A 17,594-nucleotide genomic window follows, 5' to 3' on the forward strand; every position below is an offset into this window, starting at 1 on the left:
CCTCAGGTGTCCCTTGAGTCCCGCCTCTTTCGGAGGGGGCGGGACTTAATCTGCTGTTAACTGAGCGTAGCGTGATCGTACTTGACCGTAATCATGAGTCGGCGTTTGACTGCTGATCCACCCTCCGTCGACACGAGGCACCCTCTTTGATGACTGCGACTGCTGATCTGCTCGCCCCTCTCGATCTGGCGTTCTGGAACATCGAGTCCGACCGGCACCCGATGCACCTCGGCGCGCTGGGCGTCTTCTCGGCGCACTCGCCGACCGCCGGCGCCCACGCCGCCGATCTGCTCGCGGCCCGCGCCGCCGCCGTGCCCGGACTGCGCATGCGCATCAGAGACGTCTGGCAGCCCCTGGCGTTCGGCGGCGCCGCCCGCGAGACCGACCCGGACTTCGACCCCCTGAACCACGTCCGGCTGCACGCCCCGACCGCCGACTTCCAGACCGTCGCCGGCCGGCTCATGGAACGCCCGCTGGAGCGCGGCCGGCCGCCGTGGGAGGCGCATGTGCTGCCCGGCGAGGACGGCGTCTCCTTCGCGGTGCTGTTCAAGTTCCACCACGCCCTCGCCGACGGGCTGCGCGCCCTCAAACTGGCCGCCGGGGTCATGGACCCCCTCGACCTGCCCGAGCGCACCGCCCGCGCGATCGAGCCGCCGCGCCCGATGATCGCCCTGCCCGACGTCCGCAAGGTGCCCGAGCTGGTGCGCGGCGCCCTCTCCGACGTGGGCCGGGCCCTCGACATCGGCGCCTCCGTCGCCCTGTCCGCGCTCGGGGTGAGCTCCTCGGCCGCCCTGAAGTCCGAACCCACCGGCACCCGCTCCATCGCCGGGGTCGACCTCGACATCGACGACGTGCACCGCGTCCGCAAGGCCGTCGGCGGCACCGTCAACGACGTCCTGATCGCCGTCGTCGCCGGCGCGCTGCGCCGCTGGCTCGAAGAGCGCGGCGAGGGCACCGAGGGCGTCGCCCCGCGCGCCCTCATCCCCGTCTCCAAGCGCCGCCCGCGCACCGTCGCCCCCCAGGGCAACCGGCTCTCCGGCTACCTGATACGGCTCCCGGTCGACGACCCCGACCCGCTCGCCCGCCTCGACCGCGTCCGCACGGCGATGGTCCGCAACAAGGACGCCGGCCCCAACCGGGGCGCCGGTGCCGTCGCCCTGCTCGCCGACCATGTGCCGGCGCTCGGGCACCGGCTCGGCGGGCCGCTCGTCGGCCAGGCCGCCCGGCTCTGGTTCGACATCCTCGTCACCAGCGTCCCGCTGCCCGGCCTCGGCCTGCGCCTGGGCGGCCACCCACTCACGGCCGTCTACCCCCTGGCCCCGCTCGCCCCCGGCCAGTCCCTCGCCGTCGCCGTCTCCACCTACCGCAACCAGGTCCACTACGGCCTCGTCGCCGACGCCACCGCCGTCCCCGACCTCGACGTCCTCGCCCGCGCCGTCACCGACGAGGTCGACTCCCTGATCGCGGTCTGCGACACCTGACGACCGGATTCGTGACGCCAGGGGTGGCGCGCGCGGCGGCGCACCACCCGCGGTTCGCAGGGGCGGTGCCGGCGGTCACCCACGGCGGCGAACGGAGCGCGCCCGCCGAAGACCGCCCACCGCGCACACCGAACGCGCTTCCGCTCATCCGAACGGTCAGCGGAATCACGAGCCGTCTCCCCGCGCACACGAACCACGGGCGCACGGGCGCACCCCGCAGCCGGGGGCCGTCCGTCATCCGTCATTCGGGCGGGTTTGGTCCTGGGGCCCGGTGCTCCGTAAAATTCCCCGTTCGAAAGCGGGCGCGAGTCGGAGCGCCGGTGGTGGATCAGGGAAGCGGCAGCGCGATGACGGTGACACAGGACGGCTCGACGGCCGAGGACGCGGTGGACGCGGTGGTCTACGGCCCCGGCATCGACCCCGAGCGGCTCGCGGTCTGCCTCGGCGTGCTCGAGGAACTGGACAAGCTGGACGTCGACCACCCGGACGCCATCACGGTGCGCCGGGCCACGGCCGGCATCTACCGCACGGTGAAGCAGCGCCGCCGCCAGGACCGCCGCGCCGCCAAGACCGCCCACGACAAGGCGGTCACCGAGGCCACCGCGACCGGCTCCGCCCAGCGCATCGACGACGAGACCGAGGGCCTGCTGCCCTCCTCGCAGACCCAGGAGGGCCGGGTCGCGGGGATACTCCAGCGCCCGCGCTCCTGCTACACCTGCAAGACCCGCTATGTCGAGGTCGACTACTTCTACCACCAGCTCTGTCCGGACTGCGCCCGGCTGAACCGCGCCAAGCGCGACGCCCGCGCCGACCTGACCGGCAAGCGCGCCCTGCTCACCGGCGGCCGGGCCAAGATCGGCATGTACATCGCGCTGCGGCTGCTGCGCGACGGCGCGCACACCACGATCACCACCCGCTTCCCCAAGGACGCCATCCGCCGCTTCACGGCGATGGACGACTCGGCGGACTGGCTGCACCGGCTGGAGGTCGTCGGCATCGACCTGCGCGACCCGGCGCAGGCCGTCGCCCTGGCCGAGCGGGTGGCCGAGGCGGGCCCGCTCGACATCCTGGTCAACAACGCGACCCAGACCGTACGCCGGCTGCCCGCCGCCTACGCCGCCCTGGTCGACGGCGAGAGCGCCCCGCTGCCCGCCGGTGAGCTCCCCGCCCACCATGTCATCGGCGCCTTCAACTCCGGCGCCGTCGACGGCATCGCCGCGCTGCCCATCGGCACCAGCGGCCTCGACGCCCAGAAGGTCGCCGACCTCGCGCTCGTCGCCGGCAACGCCAGCGTCGCCCGGCACCTCGACGGCACCGCCATCGACGCGGGCGGACTCGTCCCCGACGTCGTCGACAGCAACACCTGGGTGCAGACCATCGACCAGATCTCCCCGGTGGAGCTCCTGGAGACCCAGCTCTGCAACTACACCTCGCCGTTCATCCTGATCAGCGCGCTGCGCCCGGCCATGGCGGCGGCCGCGAAGAGGGCGGCGCGCGGCCGGTCGTACGTCGTGAACGTCTCGGCGATGGAGGGTGTCTTCGGCCGCGGCTACAAGGGCGCCGGGCACCCCAACACCAATGCGGCGAAGGCGGCCATGAACATGGTCACCCGGACCAGCGCGGTGGAGATGTTCGAGTCCGACGGGATCCTCATGACCTCCGTCGACACCGGCTGGATCACCGACGAGCGCCCGCACTTCGACAAGCTGCGGCTCGCCGAGGAGGGCTTCCACGCGCCCCTGGACCTGATCGACGGCGCGGCCAGGGTCTACGACCCGATCGTGCGCGGCGAGGACGGCGAGGACGTGTACGGCGTCTTCCTGAAGGACTACGCGCCGGGCAAGTGGTGACCCCCGCTTAATCGTTGGCGGCCTCCGGCACCGGCGCCCTACTGTTCAGACAGGCGCCGGTGTGCCCGGTGCGCAGGTCACGCGTACTTCGTGGTTCGATCCCATACGGGTCCACCCAGGGGCCCGTCGCCCGTCGGGGGCAGCCGCGTCGCCGACTCGATCTCGGGCACAGCCGGTCGCTACCGCGCCGTGTGCGCCGCTCTCACCCGGGTGCCGCCGTCGACCACCAGGTCGGCTCCGGTCACCCACGCCGCGGCGTCCGACGCCAGCCACAGCACGGCACCCGCCACGTCCCCGGGCTCACCGATCCGCCCCATCGGCAGCCCCCGGGCGATCTCCGCCTCCCGCGGCTCCCACATGAACCGCGCCATCTCCGTGCGCACCAGCCCCGGCGACACCGAGTTCACCCGCACCCGGGGCGCCAGTTCCCCCGCCAGCTGCTGGGTCAGATGCAGCAGCGCGGCCTTGCTGGTGCCGTACGCGCCGACGTCGGGGCCGACATGGGCCGCGCCCTCCGTGCAGATGTTGACCACCGAGCCGCCGTGTTCCCGCATCCAGCCCCGCCACGCGCACTGCGTCAGCCGCAACGGCGCCTCGACGTTGACGGTGAACGCCTCCCGCCACATCCCGAGGTCGGCGTCCATGAGCGGTCCGTACGGGCGGTTCGTCGCGGCGTTGTTGACGAGGATGTCCAGCCGCCCGAACCGGTCGAGCGCCAGCCGGGTCAGCTCCCGGGCGTGCTCCGGCTCCGCCACACTGCCGGCCAGGCCGATGCCGCCCAGCTCCGCGGCCGTACGCCGCACCTCGCCGGCGTCCCGCGCGCTCACGCACACCAGTGCCCCGGCCGCCGCCAGCGCCTCGGCGACCGCCCGCCCGATCCCGCGCGTGCCGCCGGTGACGACGGCCGCCCTGCCCCTGAGCCCGTACGACGACGTCATCGCCGTACCGTCTCATGACGGACCGTCAGTCGACAGCCCCGAGGCGGGAGTTGCGGGCCGCGACCAGTTCGAGCACGGTCCGCCAGTCCTCCAGGACGCCCGCGTCGAAGCCCGCGGTGCGGCTCTCCTCGTCGGCCTGGCGCAGCCGCAGGACGTCGTCGTCGGCGGGGACGCCGTCGCCGCGGACCAGGTGGTAGACGCGCTCCCCGAGCAGGTGCCGTACGGCGTGCGCGGCGCCGTCGGCGGGGCCCAGCAGTTCCTCGATGCCGTGCACCAGGCCCGCCACCTGGAGTTCCTTGTCGGCGGGGCGGCCGCGGCGCAGCAGGGCCGCGGTGCGCAGGGCGCGCTGGTGCCGGCAGGCGTACAGCAGATCCATCAGCTCCTCGACGCTGCGCAGCTCCATGCGTCAGTCCTTCCGCGAGACAGCCGTTGTCCTGCGCCATCGGATCATGTCGAGTTTTCGACCCGGCCAACGCAACCTGAACTGCACAGCCTGTGAAGGGAGCGGGGGCTCGTTATTTCGAAGATGTGTTCGTTCGGTTAGGCCGAGCGGGTGGACCACAAACGGGGCATGATGTTACGAACAGGTGCATTTCCGGTCCGCCGAAGTGCGGAGCGACTCGCGATAGTTACAGCTTGTTTGCACTCCCTATCGAGCGGACCTGCGCTCATTTGGTTAACCTAGGGGGGACGGACAGCAGTACGGGGTCCCACCCACACCCACGGTCCGTCCCGGGACAAGCCGGTAGACAACGGCCTGCTCTCTTCTGAGTTACCGGCGCCACCGCGTCCGAACTGGCCTTCCATCCAGACCCGCGCGGGCGCCCGGCACCGGTACGCAGACCGTCCGGTACGCCCCGAGGGTGACCGACACATAAGGAGTGCGCGGTGACACCGGAGAAGACGAATCGCGAGCAGCGCCCCAAGGAACGCACGGAGCGCGCCGGCAGCAGGCCCGGACAGCTCGGCAGCCTCGACGTGTGGGCCCGGTCCGCCCCGATCCGCCTCGCGGGTTACGAGGAGGACCTCGCCGAGCCCCACATCCTGCCCAGCGTGGACTGACCAGCCGGTCAGTTCCGTCGCGATCGCCGACGCGCATGGGCGTGCGAGACTCACGCCCATGCTGATCAGAGAAGCCACCGCGGCCGACTGGCCGCAGATCTGGCCCTTCTGGCACCGGATCGTCGCCGCCGCCGAGACGTACGGATGGGACCCCGACACCTCGGAGGAAGCGGCCCGCGCCCTGTGGATGAGCCCGGCGAAACGTGTCTACGTCGCCGCGGACCCCACCGGCGCCGTCGTCGGCTCCGCCTATCTCACCCCCAACTACGGGGGTCCCGCCGCCGGTGTCGCCAACGCCGGCTTCATGGTCGATCCGGACCGGGGCGGCCAGGGCATCGGGCGCGCGCTCGCCGAGCACGTCCTCGCCGAGGCCCGGGCGCACGGCTACCGGGCGATGGTCTTCAACGCCGTCGTCGAGACCAACCCCGCCGTGGCCCTGTGGACCTCCCTCGGCTTCACGATCCTCGGCACGGTCCCGCGGGCCTTCGACCACCCCCGGCACGGGCCGGTCGGCCTGCACATCATGTACCGCGCCCTGTGAGGCGCGTCGGCCGGCGAGGCTCAGTCGAGCGGCGCCGTCCGCTGCCACGGCCGCAGCGTCTCCAGCTGCCCGGCCACCTCCAGCAGCACGGCCTCGGAACCCGGCCGCCCCACCAGCTGTACGGCGCAGGGGGCGCCCGAGGGCAGCGTGCCGAACGGCACCGACATCGCCGGCCAGCCGGTGAGGTTCCAGGGCGGGGTCAGCGGCGAGTAGTTGGTGTTGACCAGCACGTTGCGCAGCCAGCCGCGCTCGTGCCAGGGGCCCGCCTTGGGGGAGCGGCGGGCCAGGGCCGGGGCGAGCACGACATCGTGCTCCGCGAAGAACGGGGTGAGCCGGGCCCGCAGCCGCTCACGCGAGTCGCCGCCCCGCACGCCGCCGAGGAAACGGCGTCCGAGGGCCGCGTGCACCCGGGTCCTCCGGGTCAGCAGCGCCGGATCCAGCGCCGCCGCGTCCACCGCCGTCCCCGCGGTCCAGTGCCGCAGCGAGGTGATGCTCAGCGACATCGGATACGGCGGCTCGGCGGGCCGTGGCCGGTGCCCGGTGCCGGCCAGCAGACCGGCCGCCTCGCGTACCGCGTTCGTATACGGCTTGGTCACGCTCACCCCGGCCAGCGGGCTGCGCACCGAGACGGCGATCTTGTACGACGGACGCTGCTCCGCGCTCTCGAACCCGTTCTCCGCCAGGACCGAGAGCATCAGCCGGGCGTCCTCGACGGTGGTCGCGAGCGGCCCGTTCTCCGACATGCCGAACCAGTCGCCGTTGCCGATCCCGGCCGGGACCACCCCGAACCCCGGCTTGATCGTGACCAGGCCGCAGTTGGCCGCCGGGATGCGCAGCGAGCCCATGCCGTCGTTGCCCAGCGCGATCGGCACCATCCCGGCGGCGACCGCGGCGGCGCTGCCGCCCGAGGAGCCACCGGCGTTGCGCGTGGTGTCCCACGGGTTGCGCGCGGTGCCGTGCACGCCCTCGGTGGTGCCGAAGACGCACAGTTCGGGCACGTTCGTCAGCCCGACGACCACCGCGCCCGCCGCCCGCAGCCGGGCCACGGTGACATGGTCGGCGTCGGCCGGGGTGTCCGGCGTGGCGGCGGAACCGTCCCGGTGCGCCTCGCCGCGCACCGCCAGGTTGTCCTTGACGGCCAACGGCACACCGGCAAGGGGGAGTTCGGCGAGATCGGCGCGCGCCGCGACCTCGTCCGCCTCCGCCAGCGCCGCGTCGGCCCGGACCTTCCGGAACGCGCCGATCCGCCCGTCCAGCCGGGCGATCCGCTCCAGATGCCCGGCCACCACCTCCCGGGGGGTGACCCGCTTCTCGCGGACGGCGGCGGCGATCTCGGCGGCGGTCCGGCCGGTCCAGCTGGTCACGGGTGCTCCTAGGGGTACGGAAAGAGGCCTACTAGTCGGTATGAAAGGGCACTCTGCCCCGTTACCGGCCCGGCGTCGAGAGCGGGAACCGCTAGGGCCGAGGTCGGACGTGGTGCCGGGCGGAACTCGGGCCGCGTACTTTCTTCGCAGATCATCCGATCACTGACTCAACTCCCGCACATGTACGCCCCATTGACAGGCCTCTGAGCCCGCTCAATCATCAGACATCCGATGAATGGAGCCGCGCATGAGCATGTCTCCTGTTCCAAGACGCCAGGTCCTCGGGGTCGCGGCCGGTGCCGCCGCGGCGAGCGCCCTCTCCCTCTCCGCGACGGCCGAGGCGCGGGCCGCCGAACCGGCCGGCGCGAGGAGCGGCGGGGGAGCGGACGGAGCGGCCGCAGCCTCCTGGGTTCCCGTCCCCGACCCGGTCCCCGTCCCGCTCGACTCCCTCTACGACAACGACGGCATCGACACCGCCGCCGCCCGGGGCGGTGACTTCGACGGCTCCGGCTACACGTTCCCCGGCGAGGAACTCCCGGCCGGCCGGGTCGAGGTCGACGGCATCCCCTTCGACTTCCCCGCCGCGACCGCGGGCGCCAGGAACAACGTTGTCGCGCGGGGCCAGCGCATCGATCTCCCGCCGGGCCACTACCTCTCGGCCGTCTTCCTGACCGCCGGCAGCTACGGCAACGCCTCCGGCACGGCCACCGTCCACTACGCCGACGGCACGACCACCACCGCGGGTCTGAGCGGCGGCGACTGGTACGCGGTGGGCGGCCCGCTGGCGGCGCCGTACCGCTACCGGCCGGACGGCTCCAAGGACGAGCACGGCGTCGGGATCGGCACCTCGGAGGTGTGGACCGACCCGGGGCGCGAGGCGGTCGCCCTGACCCTGCCGGTCACCGAACCGGCCGAGGCCGGCAGGACCGCCCTGCACGTCTTCGCGCTCTCCCTCCAACCCGTCGCGCAGGGCAGGGCGTTGGTCCTGCGCGACGCCCGCTCCACCAGCTCCCTGCTGGCCGCCACCGGCGCCCAGAGCGTGGAGGCCACCGTCGTCAACGCGGGCACCGTGCCGATCCTGGCTGGCGACGCGGTGTCCGTCCGGGTGGACGTCCCCGGCGCCCGCACCGTCGAGCCCGCCCGCGTCCGCCGCCTCGACCCCGGCGAACAGGCCCGCGTGCACGTCGGCATCCGCAACCGCACCGGCACCGCGCCCGGCACCGAGCAGGACGGCACGGTCGGCGTCCACGGCCGCGGCAGCCAAGTCACCTCGGCCCGGCGCACGTTGACGCTCGGCACCGCCGACTACCGGCCCACCGAGACCTCGTTGGCCGGCCACCGGGCGCCGTACTGGTTCAACGACGCCAAGTTCGGCATCTTCATCCACTGGGGCGTCTACTCGGTGCCCGCCTGGGCGCCGGTCGGGGTGCAGTACGCCGAGTGGTACTGGGACCAGATGCAGGACCCGAACAACCCCACCTACACCTACCACCGGAACACCTACGGCGAGGACTTCGCCTACGACGACTTCATCCCCCGGTTCACCGCCGAGAAGTTCGACCCGCGCGCCTGGGTGGAGCTGTTCCGGGACGCCGGCGCCCAGTACCACGTGCTGACGTCCAAGCACCACGAGGGCTTCGCCCTGTGGGACACCAAGGTCTCCGACCGCAACGCCGTGAAACTGGGCCCCCGACGGGACCTGGTCAAGGAGCTGTTCGCCGCGTCCCGCCGCCACACGCCCGAACTCCACCCCGGCCTCTACTTCTCCATGCCCGAGTGGTTCAACCCCGACAACCCCTGGATGGGCCACGCCCCGCGCAACCCGTACACGCTGGAGCCGCTGCCGTACACCGGGTACACGGCGGGCAAGGACTACGTGAAGGACCTCCAGGCCCCGCAGCTGCTCGAACTGATCCACGGCTACGACCCGGAGATCATCTGGTGCGACATCGGCGGCGCGAACGACAGCGTCGACGTCCTCGCCGAGTACTTCAACCACGCCAAGAACCGCGCCCGCCCGGTGGACGTGACCGTCAACGACCGTTCGGGCATCGGCTTCCACGACTACACGACCCCCGAGTACACGACGTACGCGGACACGGTCGTCGCCAAGTGGGAGGCCAGCCGCGGCCTGGACCCCCGCAGCTACGGCTACAACGGCGCGACCCCGGACGACGCCTACATGACCGCCGAGGAGGTCGTGCACAGCCTGGTCGACATCGTCTCCAAGAACGGCAACTTCCTGCTGGACATCGGCCCGCGCGCCGACGGCACCATCCCGGAGATCATGCAGACCCGGCTGCGCGAGACCGGCGCCTGGCTCGCGGTCAACGGCGAGGCGATCTACGGCACGACGTACTGGTCGCGCATGGCCGCACTCGGCGAGGACCTGCGGTTCACGGTCCGCACGAACGAGGCGTTCTACATCCACTCCCTGACCCGGCCGGGCGCCCGGCTCACCGTCGAGGCACCGGTGCCGGTCCGCAGTGGCGACAAGGTGACCATGCTCGGCCACGACCGGCCGCTGACCTGGACCGTCCGCGACGGAGCCCTGGTCGTCGACGTACCCGAGGCGGCCCGGCGGGCAGGCCGGCACGTCTGGGTGTTCAAGGTGGAATGGCATGGGTGAGCTGAGGAGGAGACTGCTGCGGCTGTTCGGGCTCGCGGCGGCGCTGACCCTGCTGACGACCCCGGTCCCGGCGGTCGCGCAGGAGCGACAGCAGACCCCGGTCACCGTGCCCGCGCTGACCGACTGGACCCCGGAGCAGGGGAGTTACACGTTCGGCTCCGGGACCCGGCTGGTCACCTCCGGCGCCGCCGGCCGCAGAGTCGCCGACACCCTCGCCGACGATCTCCGCACGGCCGGACACGGGGCGGTCCCGGTCGTCACGGGCGCCGCCCGCCCCGGCGACATCGTGATCGACGTCCGCCCCTCCGCCGGGCCCACGCTGGGCGCCGAGGGCTACGAACTCCGCTCCGGCCGCACACTGTCCCTCACCGGCGCGACCGGGACCGGTGCCTTCTACGGCACCCGCACCCTCCTCCAGCTCCTCGCCCAGGGCGACCGGATCCCGGCCGGACACACGGTCGACGTACCGCGCTACCGCGAACGGGGCGTCGGCGTCTGCGCCTGCTACATCCACGTCTCCCTGCCCTGGCTGGAGAACCTGGTCCGCGAGATGGCGTACCACAAGCTCAACCAGCTGCTCCTGGAGCTGAAGGTGAAGAGCGACGCCCATCCCGAGGCGAACACCTGGGGCTACTACACCAAGGACGAGATACGACGGCTGGTCGCCCTCGGCGACCGCTACCACGTCGAGATCATCCCCGAGATCAACTCCCCGGGCCACATGGACCCGTGGATCGAGAACCGCCCCGACCTGCAACTGACGGACTCCGACGGCGTGAAGCAGCCCGCCCGGCTCGACGTCACCCGGCCGGAGGCCTTCGACTACTACACCAGCCTCATGGACGAGTACGCCCAGGTCTTCACCGCGACGTCCTGGCACATGGGCGCCGACGAGTACATGCTCGGCTCGGACTACGCCAAGTACCCGCAGATGCTGCGGTACGCGCGGGACAAGTACGGCCCCGGCGCCACCCCGCAGGACGCGTACGTCGACTTCGTCAACCGCGTGCAGGCCTACGCGGCGAGCCAGGGCAGGCAGCTGCGCATCTGGAACGACGGCCTCACCGGAGCCAACACGGTCCCGGTGGCGGCCGGGACGACCGTGGAGCACTGGCTGGACGTGGCCGTGAAACCGAGCGCGCTCATCGCCCAGGGCTACGCCGTGATGAACGCGTCGTACTCCCTCTATCTCGTCCGCGGCGGCTTCCACAGCGACACCGAGGCGCTCTACGACCAGAGTTGGGACCCCCGCTCCTTCGAGGGCGAGAAACTCACCTCCGCCGCCGGCGTCACCGGCGCGAAGATCAGCCTCTGGCCCGACAACGGCCGCGGTGAGACCGAGAACGAGGTGGCCACCGAACTCCGGCCCGCCCTGCGCCACATCGCCCAGGCCACCTGGGGCGACCCGCATCCGGACGCCACCTACGCCGAGTTCACCGCGCGCGGTACGGCCGTCGGACACGCACCGGGGTGGCGGGACCTGACGACGGTACCGGTGGCCGACGGGACGTACACCTTCCGCGCGGACGGGCTGTCGTACACCCTGTCCGTGCTGCGCACGGCGGACGGCTACGCGACCCTGCGCGGAGCCGGCGGCTGCCTGGAGATGAGCGGGGGCAGGCTCACGCTCAACGTCCCGCTGCAGCCCGGCGTCGAGGCGACCTGGGCGCCCTGCGACAGCACGAACACCCTGCAGCGCTGGGAGTTGGAGCCCGCGGCCGACGGCTACCACCTGATCAACGCGATCACCCGCATGGCGCTGTCCGTGACCGACGACGGCCGACCGGTCCAGTACCCGCCGGACCAGCGCACCCCCGCCCTCTGGCACCTCTCCTGACCCGAGGAGCACCCCCCCATGGATCTCTCAAGGCGCGTCTTCGTCGCCTCGGCAGCCACCCTCGCGGTGACGGCAGGCCTCCCGGCCCTCCCGGCCACCGCCGCGGACCCCGACCTCTCCCGTATCCCCGTCACCCCCGACGACACCCCGGCCGACCTGGTCCGCAAGGCCTCCCAAGTCCGCCCCACCGCACGGCAGACCGCCTGGCAGGCACTGGAACGCACCGCCTTCCTGCACTTCGGCGTGAACACGTTCACCGGCCTGGAGTGGGGCACCGGCGACGAGGACCCGAACGTCTTCCAGCCGACCGGCCTCGACACCGACCAGTGGGCCCGGGCCCTGCGCGACGGCGGCTTCCGCCTCGCCATCCTCACCGTCAAGCACCACGACGGCTTCGTCCTCTACCCCTCCCGCTACACCAACCACACCGTGGGATCGAGCAGTTGGCGGGACGGCCACGGCGACGTCCTCCGCTCCTTCGCGGACTCCATGCGCCGCTACGGCCTGAAGGTCGGCGTCTACCTCTCCCCGGCCGACGAGAACCAGTACCTGCACGGCGTGTACGCCAACGGCAGCGCGCGCGGCACGCACACCGTCCCGACCCTGGTCGACGGCGACGACCGGACCCCCGACCGGTTCCTCACCCTCGACGCCACCGACTACGGCGCCCACATGCTCAACACCCTCTACGAGGTGCTCACCGAGTACGGCCCGGTCGACGAGGTCTGGTTCGACGGCGCCCAGGGCCACATCCCGCCGGACAAGGTGGAGAACTACGACTGGGACAGCTGGTACTCCCTGGTGCGCACCCTCGCCCCCGACGCGTCCATCGCCGTCACCGGGCCCGACGTCCGCTGGGTCGGCAACGAGGGCGGCCTCGCCCGTGAGGACGAGTGGAGCGTCCTCCCGGTCAAGGAGAACCAGTACGGCCGTACGGACTGGGCACTCTCCTACGACACCGCCGACGAGGGCAGCAGGGCGGCCCTGGTCACCGCCCAGCCGAAGACCGACTACCTGCAGTGGTGGCCGGCCGAGTGCGATGTGTCGATCCGCGACGGCTGGTTCTACCACGCCGACCAGCAACCCAAATCCGTCGACGACCTGACCGAGATCTACTTCGGCTCGGTCGGCCGCAACGCCGTCCTCCTGCTCAACGTCCCCCCGGACACCGACGGCCTGCTGCACGCCACGGACGTCGTCCGGCTCCGTGAGTTCCGGGAGCGGGTGGACCGGGAACTGCCCGAGGATCTCGCGCGGGGCACGCGGCGCTCCGTGACACCGGGCGGGGTGACCGTGGACCTCGGCCGCGAGCAGGAGGTGGACCGCATCCGGCTGGCCGAGGACATCCGGTTCGGGCAGCAGGTGGAGAGCGTCGTGGTCGAGGCGTACACGGCGGGCGCGTGGTCCCCTGTGGCCACCGCCGGCACGGTCGGCGCGAGCCGGATCCTGCGGCTGACGCGGCCGGTCCGCGCACGGCGCTGGCGGGTACGGGTCACGGCGGCGCGGGCGGGGGTGCGGATCGCGGAGTTCGGGCTGTACCGGTCGTCGGTCTAGGAGCGGGTGGCGGGTGCCGTGCTGCCCCGGAGCGCGAGGCGGGGCACCGGCACCCGCACCGCCCGCGCCGCACCCCCGTCCAGCAGGGACGTCAGTTCGCGGGCGGCCGTGCGGCCGAACTCGGCGCTGTCGCGGGAGAGCGCGGAGAGCCAGGGCTTGACCATGCGGCAGAGGGCGGAGTCCTCCCAGGAGACGACGGAGATGTCGTCGGGGACGGAGTAGCCGAGTTCGGCCGCCGCGGCGACGCCGGCGACCGCCATCACGTCGTTGTCGTAGATGAGGGCGGTCGGGGGCGGGGTGGTGCGCAGGACGCGGCGGGTGACGGCGGCGCCTTCGGCGTCGGAGTAGTCGGTGGTGACCGAGCGGACCTCGGACAGGCCCCGGCCCTCCGCCTCGGTGCGCAGGGTGCGGATCCGGCGCTGGGTGTGGGCGAGGCCGGGCAGGCCCGCGATGTGCACGATCCGGCGATGGCCGAGCGCGGTCAGCTCGTCGACCACGGAGGCCATCGCGGCCGCGTCGTCGGCCCAGACCGTGGACAGTCCGGGATGGCGTTCGTCGGGGGCACCGCCGATCACCACGGCGGGCAGGCCCAGTTCGTCGAGGAGGTCGGGGCGGGGGTCGTCGGCGCGGGGGTCCACCACCAGGATGCCGTCGACCCGGTGCTCGGCCCACCAGCGGCGGTAGACCGCGCACTCGTCGGCCACGTCCTCCGCCATCTGGAAGAGCAGGCCCAGATGGCGTTCGGCGAGCACCTCCTGGATGCCGGAGACCAGTTGGAGGAAGAAGGAGTCCACGCCCAGGGAGTGGGCGGGGCGGGCGAGGACGAAGCCGACGGTGGCCGCGCCCTCGCCGGACAGGGCGCGGGCGGCCGTGCTGGGCCGCCAGCCGAGCTGCTCGGCCACCCGGTGGACCCGGGCCCGGGTGGTCTCGGAGACCCCGGGGCGGCCGTTGAGCGCGAAGGAGACCGCGCTCTCGGAGACTCCGGCCCGGCGCGCGATGTCCTTCATCGTCGGCCGGCGCGCGGGGGTGCGTTTCTCCGCCAACTCACTTCCTCATTCGGTCGGGACCGCGAACCGCTAATGCGCTTGAGTGGTACCATCCTAAAGCGTATTAGTGATCGGCCGCAATGTGCTGCAAGCACCTTTCTGAGCAGGGATTTTGAGTCACTAATGACTTTAGCCGTGCCGAATCCATTGACGCGGTGCGGAAACGGCGTGCAAGGTCTGGCGCGGCACCTCAGGCCGCCGCCGCAAAGCCGACCCCGCCGCAAAGGAGCAACGGACCATGCGCATCTCCCGCAGAGCCTTCGCCCTCGCCGCTGCCGCCGTCCTCGCCCTGCCGCTGAGTGCCTGCGGTTCCGGGGAGGACGGCGGCGGATCCTCCGACGCCTCGGGCAAGGTCGAGGGCGACATCACCTTCCAGACCTGGAATCTGCGCGCGAACTTCAAGTCGTACTTCGAGGGCGTCATCGCGGACTTCGAGAAGAAGTACCCCGACACCCACGTCAAGTGGATCGACCAGCCGGCCGAGGGCTACGCCGACAAGATCAGCGCCGACGCGGCCGGGGGCACCCTCCCCGACGTCGTCAACGTCTCCCCGGACCTGGTCGCCCCGCTCGCCAAGGCGGGCCTCGCCCTCGACCTCGACAAGGCCGCGGCCAAGTACAAGGCCGAGTACCTGGACGGGGCCTGGGCCAGCCATCGGATACCGGGGACGACCGGGACGTACGCCTTCCCCTGGTACCTGAACACCGGGCCGCTCTTCTACAACAAGTCCCTGTTCGAGCAGGCCGGCCTCGACCCCGAGCAGCCGCCGAAGACGTACGACGACCTGTTCGCCGACGCGCTGAAGATGGCGCGGCAGAGCGACGGCAAGGTCGCCACCCTCGCCAACGTGCCGACGATCGAGGACTTCGGGCGCTACGGCGTGGAGCTGATGGACAAGGCGGGGACCGGGTTCGCCTTCAACGACACCAAGGGCGTCGAACTCCTCACCAAGTACAAGGAGTTGTACGACGCCAAGGCGCTCGACCCGCAGGCGCTGACCGCGACCCCGGAGTCCTCCGGCAAGAAGTTCCTCACCGGGGCCGTCGCCATGAACCCCGGCAGCGCCCTGGACCTGGACAACTTCAAGAAGCAGGCGCCGACCCTGTACAAGAACATCGGCATCACCGACCAGATCACCAGCACCGGGCACGTCAACATGTACGTGATGGGCGTGATGGTCAACACGAAGACCGAGCACACCCCGGCCGCCGTCGCCTTCGCGCACTTCGTGACCGACGCGCGGAACCAGATGTCCTTCGCCAAGCAGGTCGCCATCTTCCCCAGCACCGCAGGCTCCCTCGACGACCCGTACTTCACCAAGGAGGACGGCACCGATGAGACCCGGGTGCGGATCGCCGCCGCCAAGTCCCTGAAGAACGCGGTCAACTACACGCCGGTGCTGTTCAGCGACCAGATGAAGACCGCGCTGCGCAACGAGGTCGCCAAGGCCCTGCAGGGCAAGGAGAGTCCCAAGGCGGCCCTCGACAACGCTGTCAAGGCCTGCGACACCCTGCTTCAGCAGCAGGGGTGACCCGGATGGCCGGTGTCTCGCGGGTGCGGCGTCAACTGCCCACCAGTCCCTGGTTGTTCGCCGCCCCCGGGCTGCTGGTCGTCGGCGCCTTCGTGCTCTATCCGTTCGTCTCGACGGTCGTGAACTCCTTCACCGACCGCCGCACCCTGATCCCGGGCGAGTTCGTCGGTCTCGCCAACTTCCGCGAACTGATCCACGACGACATGTTCTGGACCGGACTGCGCAACAGCACCCTGTACGTCCTCGGGGTGGTGCCCGCCCTCGTCGTGCTGCCGCTGCTGCTCGCCCTGCTGGTGCAGAAGAACATCCCCGGCATCGCCTTCTTCCGGTCGGCGTTCTACACCCCGGTCGTCGCCTCGATCGTCGTGGTCGGGCTCATCTGGGTCTGGCTGCTCGACGAACGCGGGCTGGTCAACTCCCTGCTGGAGACCGTCGGGATCGGCCGGATCGGGTTCCTCAGCGACCAGTGGCTGCTCCTGCTGAGCGCGATGGCGGTCACCGTCTGGAAGGGCCTCGGCTACTACATGATCATCTATCTGGCGGCGCTCGCCAACGTCCCGCGCGAACTGCACGAGGCGGCCGCCGTGGACGGCGCCGGAGCGGTGCGCCGCTTCCTCGCCGTCACCGTGCCCGCCGTACGCTCCACGATGGTCCTGGTCGCCGCGCTCTCCTCGGTCGCCGCCTTCAAGGTGTTCTCCGAGGTGTACCTGATGGCGGGCCCGACCGGCGGCCCGGCCGGCGAGGACACCACCCTCGTGATGCTCGTCCAGCGCACCGGCACCGGACTCACCGGCCGGGTCGGCTACGCCTCGGCGCTCTCCGTCGTCGTCTTCGTGGTGACGGTGACCCTGATGCTCCTCGTGCTCCGCGCGGACCGCAGGGAGCGCCCATGAGCGTGACCGACGAGCACGGCCGCCGCGTCCGGGTCGGCGAACTGGTCCTGCGGTACGCGCTGCTCCTGCTCGTCCTCGCGGTCACCGTCGGCCCGTTCCTGTGGCAGCTGTCCACCTCGCTCAAGGGCCCGACCGAGGACATCTTCAGCTCGCCGCCCAGCTTCCTGCCCGAGCATCCCACCCTGCACAACTACCAGCGGGTCGCCGACACCATCCCCGTCTGGGACTACGTGCTCAACTCGCTGAAGGTCGCGAGCGCGAGCGTCGTCACCAACTGCGTCGGCTCGGCACTCGCCGGCTACGCCCTGGCCCGGCTGCGCTACCGGGGCCGCCGGATCACCACCCTGGTCTTCATCCTCGCGATGCTCGTGCCGGTGGAGGGCATCATCATCGCCCAGTTCACCACCATGCGCGAACTCGGCCTCAACAACACCCTGATCGGCGTCGTGCTGCCCGGCTCGGTCGGCGCCATGAACGTGCTGCTGATGCGCAACGCCTTCCTCAACCTGCCCTACGAGATCGAGGAGGCGGCCTACGTCGACGGCGCCAACGTCTGGCAGCGGTTCCTGCGGATCGCGCTGCCGGCCGTCAAGGGCACCGTCGCGGTCGTCGCGATCTTCGCCTTCATGGGTGCCTGGGACGACTTCCTGTGGCCGCTCATCGTGCTCAGCGATCCCTCCAAGTTCACCCTCACCATCGGCCTCAACTACCTGCACGGCACCTTCGCCAACGACGAACGGCTGGTCGCCGCCGGCACCGTGATCGCCGTGGCCCCGCTGATCGCCCTGTTCGCCTGCCTCCAGCGGTACTTCTTCCGCGGGGTCGGCGAAGGCGCCGTCAAGGGCTGAACCCCCGTTCCCGCAAGGAG

At 71.6% G+C, this 17,594-nt stretch carries 14 protein-coding genes; 10 read left to right on the top strand and 4 right to left on the bottom strand.

Annotated features, from left to right (window positions below; translation table 11 throughout):
- The first annotated feature begins 149 nt into the window (after positions 1-149).
- Entirely contained in the window at positions 150-1,481 is a 1,332-nt protein-coding gene (locus tag ACGFZS_RS15605; RefSeq protein WP_393668942.1) for a wax ester/triacylglycerol synthase family O-acyltransferase, read from the top strand.
- A gap of 347 nt (positions 1,482-1,828) precedes the next feature.
- Entirely contained in the window at positions 1,829-3,331 is a 1,503-nt protein-coding gene (locus tag ACGFZS_RS15610; protein WP_393795485.1) for an SDR family NAD(P)-dependent oxidoreductase, read from the top strand.
- 179 nt (positions 3,332-3,510) lie between these two features.
- Here the strand turns inward: ACGFZS_RS15610 and ACGFZS_RS15615 are convergent, their stop codons facing one another.
- Positions 3,511-4,269, bottom strand: coding sequence for an SDR family oxidoreductase (locus ACGFZS_RS15615; protein ID WP_393795486.1), 759 nt, complete (start codon positions 4,267-4,269; stop codon positions 3,511-3,513).
- Between the two features lie 25 nt (positions 4,270-4,294).
- Positions 4,295-4,672: a hypothetical protein gene (locus tag ACGFZS_RS15620; protein ID WP_393795487.1), complete on the bottom strand. Its 378-nt coding sequence runs from the start codon at positions 4,670-4,672 to the stop codon at positions 4,295-4,297.
- A gap of 485 nt (positions 4,673-5,157) precedes the next feature.
- Here ACGFZS_RS15620 and ACGFZS_RS15625 point away from each other — a divergent pair, with 485 nt between their 5' ends.
- Positions 5,158-5,331, top strand: a complete 174-nt coding sequence (locus tag ACGFZS_RS15625; protein ID WP_189267454.1) for a hypothetical protein — start codon at positions 5,158-5,160, stop codon at positions 5,329-5,331.
- A gap of 58 nt (positions 5,332-5,389) precedes the next feature.
- Positions 5,390-5,872, top strand: a complete 483-nt coding sequence (locus ACGFZS_RS15630) for a GNAT family N-acetyltransferase (protein ID WP_393795488.1) — start codon at positions 5,390-5,392, stop codon at positions 5,870-5,872.
- Positions 5,873-5,892: 20 nt separating this feature from the next.
- Here ACGFZS_RS15630 and ACGFZS_RS15635 read toward each other — a convergent pair whose 3' ends face one another.
- Positions 5,893-7,236, bottom strand: a complete 1,344-nt coding sequence (locus tag ACGFZS_RS15635; RefSeq protein WP_393795489.1) for an amidase — start codon at positions 7,234-7,236, stop codon at positions 5,893-5,895.
- Positions 7,237-7,489: 253 nt separating this feature from the next.
- Between ACGFZS_RS15635 and ACGFZS_RS15640 the strand changes: the two genes are divergently transcribed.
- Genes ACGFZS_RS15640 through ACGFZS_RS15650 form a run of 3 tightly spaced genes read left to right on the top strand, consistent with a single transcriptional unit; the run spans position 7,490 to position 13,256 of the window.
- Positions 7,490-9,865, top strand: a complete 2,376-nt coding sequence (locus ACGFZS_RS15640; RefSeq protein ID WP_393796011.1) for an alpha-L-fucosidase — start codon at positions 7,490-7,492, stop codon at positions 9,863-9,865.
- Positions 9,858-11,702: a family 20 glycosylhydrolase gene (locus ACGFZS_RS15645; protein ID WP_393795490.1), complete on the top strand. Its 1,845-nt coding sequence runs from the start codon at positions 9,858-9,860 to the stop codon at positions 11,700-11,702. Before ACGFZS_RS15640 ends, ACGFZS_RS15645 begins: the two co-directional genes overlap by 8 nt.
- A gap of 18 nt (positions 11,703-11,720) precedes the next feature.
- A complete protein-coding gene (locus ACGFZS_RS15650) occupies positions 11,721-13,256 on the top strand; it encodes an alpha-L-fucosidase (protein ID WP_393795491.1) in 1,536 nt (511 codons plus the stop codon).
- On the opposite strand, the gene ACGFZS_RS15655 is transcribed toward ACGFZS_RS15650, so the two are convergent.
- On the bottom strand, positions 13,253-14,299 hold the full coding sequence (locus ACGFZS_RS15655) for a LacI family DNA-binding transcriptional regulator (RefSeq protein ID WP_355711120.1): 1,047 nt from the start codon (positions 14,297-14,299) through the stop codon (positions 13,253-13,255). The two genes, ACGFZS_RS15650 and ACGFZS_RS15655, sit on opposite strands and share 4 nt — an antisense overlap.
- A gap of 241 nt (positions 14,300-14,540) precedes the next feature.
- On the opposite strand from ACGFZS_RS15655, the gene ACGFZS_RS15660 reads away from it, so the two are divergent.
- Genes ACGFZS_RS15660 through ACGFZS_RS15670 form a run of 3 tightly spaced genes read left to right on the top strand, consistent with a single transcriptional unit; the run spans position 14,541 to position 17,574 of the window.
- Positions 14,541-15,833, top strand: a complete 1,293-nt coding sequence (locus ACGFZS_RS15660) for an ABC transporter substrate-binding protein (RefSeq protein WP_393795492.1) — start codon at positions 14,541-14,543, stop codon at positions 15,831-15,833.
- A 5-nt stretch (positions 15,834-15,838) separates the two neighbouring features.
- Entirely contained in the window at positions 15,839-16,726 is an 888-nt protein-coding gene (locus ACGFZS_RS15665) for a sugar ABC transporter permease (RefSeq protein WP_359225693.1), read from the top strand.
- Positions 16,723-17,574: a carbohydrate ABC transporter permease gene (locus ACGFZS_RS15670; RefSeq protein WP_359225696.1), complete on the top strand. Its 852-nt coding sequence runs from the start codon at positions 16,723-16,725 to the stop codon at positions 17,572-17,574. Before ACGFZS_RS15665 ends, ACGFZS_RS15670 begins: the two co-directional genes overlap by 4 nt.
- The last annotated feature ends 20 nt before the right edge of the window (positions 17,575-17,594 follow it).

The organism is Streptomyces sp. NPDC048288, from assembly GCF_043201555.1.
GTDB lineage: Bacteria > Actinomycetota > Actinomycetes > Streptomycetales > Streptomycetaceae > Streptomyces.

Bases quoted from the DNA above. Each gene is read 5' to 3' on its own strand.
- ACGFZS_RS15610 (WP_393795485.1), top strand. From the start codon at position 1,829: ATGACGGTGACACAGGACGGCTCGACGGCCGAGGACGCGGTGGACGCG.
- ACGFZS_RS15640 (WP_393796011.1), top strand. From the start codon at position 7,490: ATGTCTCCTGTTCCAAGACGCCAGGTCCTCGGGGTCGCGGCCGGTGCC.
- ACGFZS_RS15650 (WP_393795491.1), top strand. From the start codon at position 11,721: ATGGATCTCTCAAGGCGCGTCTTCGTCGCCTCGGCAGCCACCCTCGCG.
- ACGFZS_RS15660 (WP_393795492.1), top strand. From the start codon at position 14,541: ATGCGCATCTCCCGCAGAGCCTTCGCCCTCGCCGCTGCCGCCGTCCTC.
- ACGFZS_RS15645 (WP_393795490.1), top strand. From the start codon at position 9,858: ATGGGTGAGCTGAGGAGGAGACTGCTGCGGCTGTTCGGGCTCGCGGCG.
- ACGFZS_RS15630 (WP_393795488.1), top strand. From the start codon at position 5,390: ATGCTGATCAGAGAAGCCACCGCGGCCGACTGGCCGCAGATCTGGCCC.
- ACGFZS_RS15615 (WP_393795486.1), bottom strand. From the start codon at position 4,269: ATGACGTCGTCGTACGGGCTCAGGGGCAGGGCGGCCGTCGTCACCGGC.
- ACGFZS_RS15620 (WP_393795487.1), bottom strand. From the start codon at position 4,672: ATGGAGCTGCGCAGCGTCGAGGAGCTGATGGATCTGCTGTACGCCTGC.
- ACGFZS_RS15665 (WP_359225693.1), top strand. From the start codon at position 15,839: ATGGCCGGTGTCTCGCGGGTGCGGCGTCAACTGCCCACCAGTCCCTGG.
- ACGFZS_RS15605 (WP_393668942.1), top strand. From the start codon at position 150: ATGACTGCGACTGCTGATCTGCTCGCCCCTCTCGATCTGGCGTTCTGG.
- ACGFZS_RS15670 (WP_359225696.1), top strand. From the start codon at position 16,723: ATGAGCGTGACCGACGAGCACGGCCGCCGCGTCCGGGTCGGCGAACTG.